The 13,431-nt window shown below is 46.5% G+C and carries 11 protein-coding genes and 1 pseudogene; 2 read left to right on the forward strand and 10 right to left on the reverse strand.

What is annotated here, in order from left to right; translation table 11 throughout:
- Positions 1 to 211: 211 nt before the first annotated feature.
- Positions 212 to 391, forward strand: a pseudogene (locus ACXAFQ_RS14095) (helix-turn-helix domain-containing protein); the annotation flags it as partial.
- Between the two features lie 173 nt (positions 392 to 564).
- On the opposite strand, the gene ACXAFQ_RS14100 reads toward ACXAFQ_RS14095, so the two are convergent.
- Complete coding sequence (locus ACXAFQ_RS14100; protein WP_474823667.1) at positions 565 to 1,497, reverse strand: AraC family transcriptional regulator; 933 nt, start codon at positions 1,495 to 1,497, stop codon at positions 565 to 567.
- Between the two features lie 114 nt (positions 1,498 to 1,611).
- Between ACXAFQ_RS14100 and ACXAFQ_RS14105 the strand changes: the two genes are divergently transcribed.
- A complete protein-coding gene (locus ACXAFQ_RS14105) occupies positions 1,612 to 2,445 on the forward strand; it encodes an oxidoreductase (RefSeq protein WP_474823670.1) in 834 nt (277 codons plus the stop codon).
- A gap of 171 nt (positions 2,446 to 2,616) precedes the next feature.
- Here ACXAFQ_RS14105 and ACXAFQ_RS14110 read toward each other — a convergent pair whose 3' ends face one another.
- The 9 genes from ACXAFQ_RS14110 to ACXAFQ_RS14150 form a co-directional block, all read right to left on the reverse strand.
- Entirely contained in the window at positions 2,617 to 3,123 is a 507-nt protein-coding gene (locus tag ACXAFQ_RS14110) for a TnsA endonuclease N-terminal domain-containing protein (RefSeq protein WP_474823675.1), read from the reverse strand.
- Between the two features lie 130 nt (positions 3,124 to 3,253).
- Positions 3,254 to 4,435, reverse strand: coding sequence for a BaiN/RdsA family NAD(P)/FAD-dependent oxidoreductase (locus tag ACXAFQ_RS14115; RefSeq protein ID WP_474823679.1), 1,182 nt, complete (start codon positions 4,433 to 4,435; stop codon positions 3,254 to 3,256).
- Positions 4,436 to 4,566: 131 nt separating this feature from the next.
- Positions 4,567 to 7,074: a S8 family serine peptidase gene (locus ACXAFQ_RS14120; protein ID WP_474823683.1), complete on the reverse strand. Its 2,508-nt coding sequence runs from the start codon at positions 7,072 to 7,074 to the stop codon at positions 4,567 to 4,569.
- Positions 7,075 to 7,816: 742 nt separating this feature from the next.
- On the reverse strand, positions 7,817 to 8,512 hold the full coding sequence (locus ACXAFQ_RS14125) for a helix-turn-helix transcriptional regulator (RefSeq protein WP_474823686.1): 696 nt from the start codon (positions 8,510 to 8,512) through the stop codon (positions 7,817 to 7,819).
- A gap of 317 nt (positions 8,513 to 8,829) precedes the next feature.
- Positions 8,830 to 9,303, reverse strand: a complete 474-nt coding sequence (locus tag ACXAFQ_RS14130; RefSeq protein ID WP_474823690.1) for a redoxin family protein — start codon at positions 9,301 to 9,303, stop codon at positions 8,830 to 8,832.
- Positions 9,304 to 9,312: 9 nt separating this feature from the next.
- A complete protein-coding gene (locus ACXAFQ_RS14135) occupies positions 9,313 to 10,071 on the reverse strand; it encodes a class I SAM-dependent methyltransferase (RefSeq protein ID WP_474823692.1) in 759 nt (252 codons plus the stop codon).
- Positions 10,064 to 12,136 carry an ATP-dependent DNA helicase RecG gene (recG, locus tag ACXAFQ_RS14140; RefSeq protein ID WP_474823696.1) on the reverse strand — a complete coding sequence of 691 codons (2,073 nt, stop codon included), beginning with the start codon at positions 12,134 to 12,136 and terminating at the stop codon, positions 10,064 to 10,066. Before recG ends, ACXAFQ_RS14135 begins: the two co-directional genes overlap by 8 nt.
- 122 nt (positions 12,137 to 12,258) lie before the next feature.
- The gene (locus ACXAFQ_RS14145; protein WP_474823698.1) at positions 12,259 to 12,873 is read right to left on the reverse strand and encodes a peroxiredoxin-like family protein; all 615 of its coding nucleotides are present in this window, start codon (positions 12,871 to 12,873) and stop codon (positions 12,259 to 12,261) included.
- A gap of 167 nt (positions 12,874 to 13,040) precedes the next feature.
- Entirely contained in the window at positions 13,041 to 13,427 is a 387-nt protein-coding gene (locus ACXAFQ_RS14150; RefSeq protein ID WP_070125887.1) for a RidA family protein, read from the reverse strand.
- Between the last annotated feature and the right edge of the window lie 4 nt (positions 13,428 to 13,431).

Consider the following 13,431-nt stretch of genomic DNA (forward strand, 5'->3'; position numbering starts at 1 on the left):
CAAGAGACTGTCAGATTTGATTTAGCTCTACCTATGCCAGGGTCAGATTAAGTGGCGACTAATTCAAGTGGATTTGTTAACACCAAGCGATTTTGTCGTACTTTAATTACCACGCGATTCTGTCGTAGTCGCTAATTACCAAGGGAAATTGACGGTTGTCTTTAACCGTGTTCTTTGAATGTTTTGTTTGTGCATTTGAGGAACGCTAAGGATGATTGTGTTGAATTCCAAAGCTCAATTGACAGTTGATGTCATCGCGAAAGTGGCTGAGCGTAAAATTACGATAGCCAATGCCACTAAGCTCCTCAATAAATCCAGACGTACTGTTGAACGGTATTTGCAGCGTTACCGAAGCCAAGGGTCACAGTTTGTTGTTCACGGAAACACAGGCAGCGACTCAACAGTATTTTACCGATCACTATGGGAGGACAGTTTACTTGTCATCCACATCTTCCTGAGTGAATTCTGTTGTATCAGCTAGCCGCTTGCTACCTTTCGGCACTTCTTCATGAAGTCTGCTGGAGAGATGATTTCTAAAGGTGCTATAAGAAAACCTTATCGCCTTTAATGAGAAGACACGTACACAGCATCAATATGAGACGGTGGAACCGTAAAGTGCTCTTTCATTCGTTTGACCTCCTCTGCAGGCGGCAAACCAAAAAGGCGTTTAAATTCTCTGTTGAATTGAGAAGGGCTTTCATACCCAACCGCATAGCTTGCCGATGCGGCTGTCATGGATTGTCTAGCCATTAGCATTCTTGCTTGATGTAGCCGCACGGATTTTACATATTGCATGGGAGGCATCTGCGTAATGCTTTTAAAATGGGTATGAAAAGTCGGAATGCTCATACGAACTTTTCCTGCCAATTGCGCCAGATTGATTGGCTTCGCGTACTCAAGATGAATGTGTTTTAGGACTTGACTTATCTTACCGAATTGACCTTGCATGGCTAAGGCTGAACGTATTTCATTGCCTTGTTTTCCAGTCAGAAAATGAAAATATAATTCTCTTAACAATGATGGCCCGAGAATGTCAGCTTCGAGTGGTTTGCTTAATACCTGTAAAAAGCGCGTGATTGAAGATACCAAGGCGGGTTCTATTCGACTTGAAATCATACTTTTAGGAGAGTGATCTGGCGGTTCAAAACCTTTTTGTTCAAGCTGCAGCATAAGTTCTGCCGCAAGCTTAAAATTCAGATGAATGTATATCGCAAGCAAAGGGTGTTCAGCAGAAGCATCTGTTTCCATTGCAAAGGGAACCGGAACTGAGACGGCCAGATATTGCTCTGCATCGTAAACATAACATTGTCCGCCAAAGTAACCGCGCTTGCTTCCTTGGCAGACAATTACTATGCCTGGGTCATAGAGCACAGGGGCTCGAGAAAGAGGTCTGTTTGACCTTAATAATCGCACATCAGGCAGGTTCGTCAGATTATAGCCCTCTAAAGGGGCCAGCTGTAGCATTAAGTTGATGATATTTCCTGCTGAGTTATTCATTCGTAGTCGTAAAATCCCACTCCATAAGAATAGGCAATCATTCCATATTTTTATGTCTAATTTATAGTTATTAATGAGAATAATATGTACTCCTTACTTTCAAAGGAGAATATTATGTCATTATGTAAAACTATCTTGATTACCGGAGTGAGTAGTGGTTTTGGTCGTGCTTTAGCTGAGCAGGCTTTGCTGGCAGGACACAGGGTCGTTGGTACGGTGCGTAAACAAGTCGATTTGGAAACATTCCGAGCTTTAGACTCGGACAACGCTATTGGATATCTTCTTGATGTCACTGAATATGATGAGATTGATGGGGTTATTGCCGATATTGAAACTCAAGTGGGGGCGATTGATGTCTTGGTCAATAACGCAGGTTATGGTCATGAAGGCATTATGGAAGAATCGACCATGGCAGTAATTCGTCGTCAATTCGATGTGAATGTCTTTGGTGCTGTGGCAATGATGAAAGCTGTTTTACCATATATGAGGCAGCGTCGCCAAGGCCGTATTCTTAACATTACTTCCATGGGTGGCTATATCACCATGGCCGGTATTACCGATTATTGTGGCAGTAAGTTCGCCTTGGTGGGAATCTCGGAAGCCTTGGGTAAAGAAGTCGGCCCGTTTAATATTTTTGTTACGTCTGTTGCGCCAGGTTCATTTCGTACCGATTGGGCTGGGCGCTCCATGGTTCGCACGCCTCGAGCCATTCCAGACTATGATGAGGTGTTTGATCCGATTCGAAAAGCCCGGGTGGAAAAAAGCGGTCAACAATTGGGGGATCCAATCAAAGCGGCACAAGTCATGCTCAAGCTGATGGAGGAGACTTCGCCGCCAGCCCATCTATTGTTGGGCAGCGATGCGCTGTCTTTAGTAAAAGAGCAATTAGAGTCGCTTAGCCATAGTATTAAGTCTTATAGCGAGTTATCGCGGTCAACAGATGGTTAACCGATGAAAGCTCATGGATGAGCTAGTACAGCTTATACTTCTCTAATGGATTATTTTAAATGACTGGCTAATTTGTAGTGGTTTAGCTGTGTTGGCAAATTGCCTCTGGTAAGGCTGCCAACTTTAGACCAAATTCAGAAGTAGGAAATCACATCGCTAAACGAACCAACATTAAATGTGAAAATGGACGCCTAACAATTGCCAAATTACTCGTTCAACTTCCACCTTTTCAAGTGTTCGAATTTTTTCGAGCGCATCTAGGGGCTTGACGCAATAAGCTTCTAATCGAAGTTTGTTGTTACTTTTTCTCGTAACCAGAAAATCCGTCGTCATGACAGTTGTTGGGCGACCAACGACTTTAGGAATTATAGGGTGATCAATCTCGAGTAAATGAGATACCAAGAGCGATAAATCTATTGGAAGGATCGGAAACTGCTCTCTGATATCAATAACAGAATTCTGAAAATCGAGCTGATAAAACAGTTCTTCTTCTATCGGAGAAAGAGAGTGAAATACACGGTCTACTGTTAAGCCCTGAATTTTGTCACTAAAAGTAATGTTAGGGACATCTTGAGTGCGAATCCAAGGTTTGTAACTTGATGATTGGCCGATACCTCGACCATTCTTTAGTGCTCGCCTAAAGTCAGCATGACTTTCAAGCCTTCTTGCTCTTCCCATTTGCGATCCTTCGCAACTTGCTGCATAGTGTCAGATTACTTTCTGAGCAATAAAATGCAATCTTTATTCATTCTTTTTTGGTTGAATGCAAACCCTTTCGAATAAATGCAGACTTTTTTTGACTTCTCATTTAAGCAAACTGCCCTGCTGCCCAGGCACTGCTCCAGGCCCACTGAAAATTATAGCCCCCTAACCAGCCGGTTACGTCTACCACTTCCCCAATGAAGAATAAGCCGTCGACTTTCTTACTCATCATGGTTTTTGATGATAGCTCGTCGGTATCCACGCCGCCCAAGGTAACCTCTGCTGTGCGGTACCCTTCTGTTCCATTAGGGGCCACTTGCCAGTCGGAAAGTGTGGAATCAATTTGCTCAATCTGGCTATGAGTAAGGCGTTTTACCGGCTCATTTTGCCAGTCATTCATCTCGATGAAGGTCTGCACCATACGCTTAGGATAGTAACGGCCAAGCACTGTTGAAAGCTGGGCATCGGGATTGTCTTTTTGTGCCTGCGTGAGATACTCCGCCGCACTTTCGGTAGGTTGTAAATCGATATGTAATGTATCTCCTGGATGCCAGTACGACGACACCTGCAGCATGGAAGGGCCGCTGAGACCACGGTGAGTAAACAGCATCGCCTCACGGAAGGATTTATCATTACAGGTTGCTGAAGTATCAACTGCAATACCGCTCAATGCCTCCAGTGCCTGTTTATCACTATCGTGAAGCGTGAACGGCACGAGTCCGGCGCGGGTTGGTAGCACTTTAAGGCCGAACTGTTCAGCAATTTTGTAGCCGAAGGGCGTCGCGCCAATTTTAGGCATACTCAGCCCGCCAGTGGCAATGATCAGCGACTCGCATGCATAATCGCCCTGCGATGTTTTTACTGCAAATCCGGAATCGCTTTTTTCAACGCTAAGGATTTCGCAGCGTGTGGTAATCTTTGCACCGGCTTTCTCACATTCACTTACCAATATATCTACGATGTCGGAGGCGCTATTGTCACAGAACAGCTGCCCTAAGGTTTTCTCGTGATAAGGAATACCGTACTCGCTTACCAAAGCGATAAAATCCCATTGGGTATAGCGGCTAAGTGCAGATTTACAAAAATGCGGGTTGTCAGACAAAAAGTTAGCCGGCTCTGCATACATGTTGGTGAAATTACAGCGGCCACCACCTGACATAAGAATTTTACGCCCAACTTTCTTCCCGTGATCCAATACTTCTACGGAACGTCCGCGCTTGCCCGCTTCAGCGGCACAGAATAAGCCCGCCGCCCCTGCGCCGATGATAATTACGTCTTTTTGGATCACTGATAAATTCCGCCCGATTGAAAGGGCGAATTATAGAGGGCTGGTGGCAGATATTGAAGTTAAACGGCTAAAACGATGAAGGCCTCCACAAGGGAGGCCTTAATTTACGTCAATGGGATCAACGTTTGTGCTTACTCGTATGGAACATAGAACTCTGCAGAACAGCCTGAAGAGTCACAAACTTTGTAGGTTGCGCCTTCAGCACCGTCTACACGACCACGGTCTTCATAACTACCACGACCACGATAGGCAGGTTTAGTACCAATCATCACGCCGTCTTTGTAGATAGATACTTCGCTGTCTACCGCACCTTTGTAGCCGAAAGCAACAACATAGCGGTTTCCGCGAATTACAGTACGACGCAGCATTGTTTCGATATCGCTTTCACCCGGTGCTGCTTCAACAGTCACGACCTGCATCATTGAGTCTGTTTGACCTTCTGAATCAGTCACCATCAGTGTCACTTCATAAGAACCGGCCTCTGCATAAGTATAAACAGGACTTTGCTCCATAGAAGTGCTACCGTCGCCGAAGCTCCATTCCCAAGTGGTAATATCGTCATCAGGGTCAGTAGAGGTATCAGTGAAAGAAACCGTCAGATCACTAACAGCGTAGTCAAAGCCTGCAGAAGGCGGAGTCTCAGTGTCACCTTCGCCAAGCATGGTCAGCGTAACCGCCCACTGGTTCAGGGTACCTGTGTCGTAACCCACGTTGTCGCTCACGAACAGTGTCCAGTCACCCATGGCCATTTCGCCGTTGAAACCTTCTACTTCATAAGTTTCGTAGATGTCGTCAGCACTGCCGCCTTCGCGGTTGTGCAGCACGTATTCAGTACCAGAAGGCGATGTCAGTGTAACGATAAGGTCGCCAATCCAGGTATGGGTGATATCGACGAACACTTCAGCACCGAAGATTACAGATGCATCATCAACAGTGATTACCGACGTGATACCCGCTGGATCTGAGTCTGGGATATCTACTGGTGTTGTATTACTGAAGGTTTCATCGTAAAGGCCAACTGGCAGTACAGACAAGCTAAAGCTTTCAGAGTCAGTAAGTTCACCCGAAGTACCTGTTACGCTAAAGGCATAAGTGCCCCAAGGCGTTTCTTCTGTGGTTGGTACATACAGCGTTACCATGTCGCCAGGCATCGCAGTCGTGGTAGACAGGTAGGCCGTACCTAATGAATCTGCAACTGACAGATCAACTGTGCCTTCCCAGTCTGAAACAGCCGTTACCATGAAGGTAAATTCTGCCATTTCACCTGCTGTCAGTTCGATGTCTGAAACAACAGGTTCAAAGCCGAAGCGAGGTGTTGGATCGGCATCTGCCAGAGCCTGAGCAACGTTCAAGCGCTTACCGCTGAGGATCTTCTCAGCCATGGCAGCGTTATCATCACCTGATTCCATCAGGATCTCTTTCACTTCCAGTGTTGTCAGTGAAGGATTCGCCGCCAATACCAGCGCCAGTGCGCCAGATACATGAGGCGTTGCCATGGAAGTACCAGACAATGTTTCATACTCGCCATAGCCATATGCAGGTGGGATTGTTGAGTAGACTGAAACACCTGGTGCAGCTAAGTCTACGGTAGTAGGGCCATACGAGTAGAACGAATCACCGTCAGTACGATCTGTTGCTGCTATTGCAAATACGCCTTCTGATTCATAACTGGAAGGATAATGCGGACTAGTATCGTTGTTGCTACCGGAGTTACCGGCTGCGGCAACAAACAGAATGTCAGAGGCTACACCAGCTTCGATAGACATTTCCAGGGCTTCACTGTAAGCACCACCACCCCAGCTGTTATTTGTCGCCTTGATGTTTACACCGGCTTCCTTCAGCGCAGTAAAGTAATCAATACATTCAATAGCATCATCTGTATATCCGCTGCCGCTCGCGTCGAGGAATTTACATGCCGCAATAGAAACAGTGTGGTTTACACCTACAACACCGATAGAGTTGTCACCAACAGCACCAATCGTACCCGCTACATGTGTACCGTGGTAGTGATCGTCCATTGGGTCCGAATCGTCATTTACTGCGTCGATACCGTAAACGTCGTCGATGTAACCGTTGCCATCATCATCAATACCGTTTCCTGGAATTTCTCCTGGGTTGGTCCATGCATTGGCTGCAAGATCTTCGTGCATGTAGTCAACACCTGTGTCGATTACACCGATAACAACGTCAGATGAACCAGTAGTAATATCCCATGCTTCCACAGCACTGATATCTGCACCAGCAACGCCACCGTTGGAGCCATCGTTGTTCAGGCCCCACAGCAAATCGAAGTCTTCGTCGTTAGGAACGTAATCAGCTTTCAGGCGGTAGTTAGGCTCTGCAATCAGGATTGCAGGATGGCCTTTGAGAGTTTCAATCGCTTTCTTAACACCCATGTTGCCAATATTTAAGCTGGCAGCACGGCCCTTCATAAGCGATTTGATTTGCGCAGCACCGGCCTGAAGCTTTCCTTTACCTGGATTGATTAGGGCCATTGCAGCATTGCGATCGGCTTCTGTCGCTGAAGCTTTATACACAACAATAATAGAATCGTCTTCATAGCTTACTGTTTCAGTAGGAGCCGCCATTCCAAGTGCTGGCAGCATCGCTAACGTCAATGCAGAAAGTTTCTTTTTCATAGTGTTGATCCATATGTATTTTATAGTTAGGTGTGTGTAAGCACACTTTAGGATCGCCACATATCAAGTATTAGCAGGGGTAACAGCAGGTTATTGTTGCCACAAAGTTTTTTACAGATCCATAGCAACATTTCCAAATTACGACTTTTTTATGAAACATATTTTTCGCATATACGTGCAAGCCGCATTCGCTCGTTTTTCAAACGCAGTTAAAATTACAACAAAATGATTATGGAAGCACAAAACGATGAGCGATACATTTAATGGGTTAGTTTTGACCTGACAGGGAATAGTTGGGATGAGGAAAACGCCTACATGGACTCTTATTTTCCTTCTACCTTTCATTATTTTCGCAGTTGTCCACTTCAATAGCTAATAAGTCTCCACAGTCAACCTTTTAGCAGGGGTAACGACTTCACTGGATTCTTCTCTATAAAGCTTTTCCGACAATTATTGATTCGTTAAAAAAGAGCAGATTTTATTTGCTCTGTTTGACTACACTTGTCTAATGGTTACCAGATGAGTTACACGTATTAGTGCGTGTTCCGCAAAGATACCTTCGAGCAGTTATAGCATCGAGTTCTAGGTCTACAACGTGACTTATGAGCTAATGAGGTGATTTGAATTGGAGTTGTGCTTGTTTCGAATAAATACAGGCTATCGTGTTATTACGTGTACCACAATATAGATTATGACAAACAAAATCCGGCGATTTCTCTACCGGATTTTGCATTTGTTCATATTAAACTCTACTGTAATCACTTACGAATTGTTGCGACCACGACAGTAGTTCGATTCGGTTTCTTGAGTGCGTTTTTCGAAAGATACTGTAAATGTGCGTTTTTACCGTATTGACGCTGATATGCAGTTGGTCGGCGATCTCCTGATTTTGCGAACCCTGTGCAACCAGCTCAATAATGGTCACTTCACGCTTGGTCAGCTTCGGATGCACCATCGATTTAGACAATTCCTGAGGGCGATTTATTGCAGCGCTTGCTTTACGGGTTTGCTGACGCAAACGACGTAAAGCTTCGTTAATTGAATTACGCTTAAACCACACATCCATTTTCGCCAGGCGACGGACCCCTTTAAGCAATAGTTCTGGGGTATCAGACGTATAGAACGTGCCTTCAACGCCAGCGATAATTGCTTCGCACTCGTCAATGTCACCAGGTTGAAGATTAAAAAGAATCCAACGGGCATAACCTTGATAGCGATAAAATGCCCCTAATTTTTCATCCGCCAAGGCGGCGTCATAAAAAATCAGATCTTGATTAGATGTCTGCTCGAGCTGTTCGATTGCAGTAAGTTCGGTAACCTCGTAGCCGCAGGTTTGTAGTAATTGTTTAAACAGCATTACCTGTTCGTCGCTGGCTTCATCAGAAGATAACGACTTTGATATCAGGTAGACGCCGTATTTTTGGCCTTTATTCATCATGTATTCCCTCCTTGGGACCGTTCGAGCGTTTCTGATCATCCTGCGAGATCATACGCTGCAGAATAACGGTTGAAAAACCGTGGAGTACTTCCTTACCCCCACCATATATAGGCAAACTACGCTTAGTACGAGCATAGCAGAACGAATGGATTAGTGCACAATAAGTAAGAAAAAATAATGACGAAGATAGTGCTTACAAACATTGTTCAAAAGCATTATTAATGTTTGATTTTCAGTATATTACGAATAAGAAAGCGAACAGCTGCCGACTAAAGTATTAGTCGACAACCGATTTACATAAGATAGGCATTAATTAATTACAGGACTTTAAGCATAGATTCCGCATCAGATACTTCAAAACGGCCCGGATCTTCAACAAATAGCTGTGTCACTTCACCGTCTTCCACCACCATAGAATAACGAACGCTGCGTGCGCCGCCGAAATCACCGGTGTTCATGTCCATACCAATGGTTTTGGTGAAGTACGCATTACCGTCTGCCAACATGGTAATTTCTTCGGCGTTGCTGGCCTGCTTCCACGCGTCCATAACAAACGCATCGTTAACCGATATACAGACAATATCGTCAACGCCCTTTGCCTTAATTTTGTCCGCCAATGCCACATAACCAGGCAAATGGGCCGCAGAACAGGTTGGCGTAAACGCACCTGGTACCGCAAACACGACGACTTTCTTACCACCAAAGATGTCATTGGTGTGAGGATTGGTGGTTTTTCCGTCCTTTAACAAGCCAAAGGTGACTTCCGGCAAGGTACTACCAACGCTAATCATACTTCTCTCCTACTTGGGTGATAGATAAACATCAAAACGGTGTTTTTTACTTTTGATCGCCATGGTGGGCGCCACGCCTGCCAGCGGCTCGGCATAGTCAGGACGTTTCACCACAACCCGTTGTTTTGCCAGTGTTCTGGCAGGTAACAGTAATCCGTCCGCATCGTCATCGCTGCCGAGTAACTGCTGAAAAACACGCATTTCTTTCTTTACTAAAGCAGATTTTTTCCGATGTGGAAACATTGGATCGAGATAAACTGCATCAATCTCTTCATTTAACACTTCCATTTGTTCAATGCTGTTACCGTGAATTAACCGGAATCGCTTGGCAAATTCACGGTCTTGCTCTGCCAAGCGCAACAAACCATCGTCGAGCAGTGCGGCGACCACAGGTGAACGCTCCATCATCACCACCCGGCAACCCAACGACGCCAGAACAAACGCATCGCGGCCTAATCCTGGTGTGGCATCCAGGACCGTCGGTGTGTCAGCGCCTTTTACGCCAATCGCTTTGGCAATGGGTTCTTTCTTACCACCGCCATGCTGTTGGCGATACAAACTACTGCCAGAAAGAAAGTCTACAAAAACCCCAAGTTGTTTGGGTTCAGCAAAATCTTTCACCGACAGCTTTCCATCTTCGACGATTACTGCAAGACCTTCTGGCGGTTCGCTTATCACCGGAAAAGACCATTTCTCTGCTACCTGTTGTAGCTTGTTTTTTTCATCTTCGCTTTGCGCTGGGGCAATAAAGACAGAAATGTTATGCATTCCCGTATTGTTCCTTAAATCCAATCCAACGATTAATGATAGCTTGTGCATGACTCGGGTAATCCTGCCATAACCGTTCGGCGATATTCTGTACTTGCGGGACTAATTGCCCGTCACGCACCAAATCAGCAATGCGCATTTCAGCAATCCCGGTTTGCTTAGTGCCCATAAGCTCTCCGGGGCCACGGATTTCCAGGTCTTTTTGGGCAATATAAAATCCATCACTAGACTCGCGCAGTACGCCAAGTCGCTGAGTGGCGGTTTTCGACAAGGGTGCCGAATACATCAATACACACTGACTTTCCACCGCGCCTCGCCCCACCCGTCCACGTAACTGGTGAAGCTGTGCGAGCCCGAGTCGTTCTGGGTTTTCAATGATCATAATACTGGCATTTGGCACGTCTACGCCCACTTCAATAACCGTAGTGGCCACCAGCAAGTCGAGTTCGCCGCGCTTAAATTCGTCCATCACAGACTGCTTTTCGGCCGGCTTTAAACGACCATGCACCAGCCCAACCCGTAAGTCCGGTAGCGCGGTGCGAAGCGTTACGGCTGCATCTTCTGCGGCCTGACATTGCAACACTTCCGATTCATCAATTAATGTACATACCCAATAAGCCTGGCGCCCCTGGTTATGACACGCGTCGTATACCCGGGCAATCACATCGCCACGACGGGTATCGGGTAATACCACGGTGGTAACCGGTGAACGCCCGGGAGGCAGCTCATCAATGACTGAGGTATCCAAATCAGCGTAAGCCGTCATCGCCAGTGTTCGCGGAATCGGCGTTGCAGTCATAATTAACTGATGAGGAAAACGGCCCTGCTTCTCGCCTTTTTCACGCAGCGCTAATCGCTGATGCACACCAAACCGATGTTGTTCATCCACAATGACAAGTGCGAGCTGTTGGTATTCCACTTGCTCCTGAAAAATAGCATGGGTGCCCACCAGCATTTGAATATTGCCACTTTCGAGGCGAGTGAGTACTTCCTGACGAGGTTTGCCCTTAAGTTTACCTGCGAGCCAACCGACTTCGATACCTAACGGTTCGAGCCAGCCACGAAAATTACTGGCGTGCTGCTCTGCTAGGAGCTCAGTAGGGGCCATTAGCGCAACCTGGTAACCCGCACCGATGGCTGACAACGCAGCCAAAGCCGCCACCAATGTTTTGCCTGAACCCACATCGCCCTGCACCAAACGCATCATTGGGTAAGGTTGACTCATGTCTTTTTGAATGTCGGCCACTACCCGTTGCTGCGCGCCTGTGGGCGAAAATGGCAAACTATCCAGCAACTTCCCAATTAAGTCATGATTTATGTTGATAGGTATGCCGGGTTGGGCTTGGGCTTGCTGGCGAACCTTCAACACGCTGAGGTGGTGTGCCAACAACTCCTCTAGAATCAATCTCTTTTGTGCCGGGTGCAAACCTTCTTCCATCATCTCCAATGACACATCCGGTGGTGGACGATGCACAAGACGAAGGGCATCGGCCAGCGTCACCTGCCCTTCATACATGCCGTCTGGCAACAAATCCGTTAAGCCGCCCTTTTCCAGCAATGCCAACGATTGTTCGGTAAGATTTCTTAAGGTGAGTTGTTTAACGCCTTCGGTGGTGGGATACACCGGCGTCAGGGTTTCTTCTACGTCATCGTCGTCTTCGCCAATTAACGAGAATTCGGGGTGCATCATTTCCAGCCCCCACTTACCCGTGCGGATTTCACCGAAGCAACGAACTTCATTCCCCGGTGTCATCATGGTGCGCTGAACAGCACCGAAATGGAAAAAACGTAAAGTGATTGTGCCCGTTCCGTCTGAAACTTTCACCACAAACATACGTTTCTTGCCGTACTGGATGTCGGCAGATTTCACTTCACCCTGAATGCTGACATGCGTGAACGGTTTACAGTCTTCGATTTCGTAAACCTGAGTGCGATCTTCGTAGCGGGACGGCAAATGAAACAGCACGTCTTGCACCGTATTGAGACCAATTTTTGACAATTTCTCAGCCACCTTGGCGCCAACCTTTTTCAGATCAGTGACCGGTGTATGAGCGAGTGACTGCATGATGTTTAAAGAAATTAACTGTATATAGGCCCAGTGTAAGGCATTCACAGTCGGTTTGCGAGAGGCTGGCCCTGCAACAGTGTCAAACCTGTATTCAGGGCCAGTAAATTCTACGAGACGAGTTACTCTACCAGCGCTTCAGCGGCTGCCAGAATAAGCTTTGGTGAAGGACGCACCTTGTAGTCGGGGTTTACATAGCTGAACTGCACGACTCCCTGCTTATCGACGATAAATACTGCGGGCGCAGGAAGTACTGGTTTACCTGAACTGTCGTTGGTAAGCGCGATGTTGTAGCTATCGTACTTCTTAGCTGTTTCGGCATCGACGTAATAGCTAATCCCAAATCCATTCAGTGCCGACAGCGAAGCGTCAGACAATAACCGTGCTGCAAACGTTTCCTCGAGCTTTTGCTCGTTCAGTTGCGCTAGCGACTGAGGCGATACCGCCAGAATTTGATAGCCCGCTTTGGTCAAAGGCTTTTCAATGTCTTTCAGACCTGCCAATTGCGCGCTGCAGTAGGGACACCAACCGCCGCGATAAAACACCACCACGGAGGGCTTTTGCATCAATAGTGCTTTTAAACTGAACGGCGAACCGTCGGTATCGGTCACCTTTACATCGGGCACAGACATCCCTTCAAGCAGCGGTCGTACCTCCGACGCGCTTGGCGCGGGCGCCGCAAAAACGTGAAAAACACTACTACAGAGCAGTAGTACAATAAAAGAAACAGAGCGCATGATAATCTCCTGATTAGTTGAAGTTAAAAAGACCCTCTCGGGCCTTTTTTTATTTCAATTTATCAGTAAATAATCAAAAAGCTTGCGTTTATCGAGGAAGCTAAAAGACAAAGCCGCGTTAAACGCGGCTTAAAAATGCGTGATGCGCAGGCTCAACGCAATTTAAATCACTCCGGCAATTCCATAATGCCGTCGATTTCGATTTGAGAACCTTTAGGCAGTTCTTTAACGCCAATGGCTGCGCGAGCAGGATAAGGCTTGTTAAAGTACTTCGCCATGATCTCGTTAACAGTAGCAAAATGAGACAGGTCAGGCAGGAAGATGTTTACCTTAACCATATCGTTAATTGTTCCGCCAGCCGCTTCACAAACCGCTTTTACGTTTTCAAAAACCTGTGTGGCCTGCTCAGCGAAATCATCAGAAATGATTTCCATGGTTTCAGGTACTAGAGGGATCTGACCAGAAAGGTACACAGTGGTACCCGCTTTAACTGCCTGACTGTAAGTACCGATTGCCTGAGGCGCATTGTCGGTATGAATAATTGATTTAGCCATGATG

It is taken from the genome of Alteromonas sp. ABH2_165, from assembly GCF_056159945.1.

Excerpts from the sequence above, each read along its gene's own strand:
- ACXAFQ_RS14100 (WP_474823667.1), bottom strand. The coding sequence starts at position 1,497 with ATGAATAACTCAGCAGGAAATATCATCAACTTAATGCTACAGCTGGCC.
- ACXAFQ_RS14105 (WP_474823670.1), top strand. The coding sequence starts at position 1,612 with ATGTCATTATGTAAAACTATCTTGATTACCGGAGTGAGTAGTGGTTTT.
- ACXAFQ_RS14110 (WP_474823675.1), bottom strand. The coding sequence starts at position 3,123 with ATGGGAAGAGCAAGAAGGCTTGAAAGTCATGCTGACTTTAGGCGAGCA.
- ACXAFQ_RS14120 (WP_474823683.1), bottom strand. The coding sequence starts at position 7,074 with ATGAAAAAGAAACTTTCTGCATTGACGTTAGCGATGCTGCCAGCACTT.
- ACXAFQ_RS14125 (WP_474823686.1), bottom strand. The coding sequence starts at position 8,512 with ATGATGAATAAAGGCCAAAAATACGGCGTCTACCTGATATCAAAGTCG.
- ACXAFQ_RS14130 (WP_474823690.1), bottom strand. The coding sequence starts at position 9,303 with ATGATTAGCGTTGGTAGTACCTTGCCGGAAGTCACCTTTGGCTTGTTA.
- ACXAFQ_RS14135 (WP_474823692.1), bottom strand. The coding sequence starts at position 10,071 with ATGCATAACATTTCTGTCTTTATTGCCCCAGCGCAAAGCGAAGATGAA.
- recG (WP_474823696.1), bottom strand. The coding sequence starts at position 12,136 with ATGCAGTCACTCGCTCATACACCGGTCACTGATCTGAAAAAGGTTGGC.
- ACXAFQ_RS14145 (WP_474823698.1), bottom strand. The coding sequence starts at position 12,873 with ATGCGCTCTGTTTCTTTTATTGTACTACTGCTCTGTAGTAGTGTTTTT.
- ACXAFQ_RS14150 (WP_070125887.1), bottom strand. The coding sequence starts at position 13,427 with ATGGCTAAATCAATTATTCATACCGACAATGCGCCTCAGGCAATCGGT.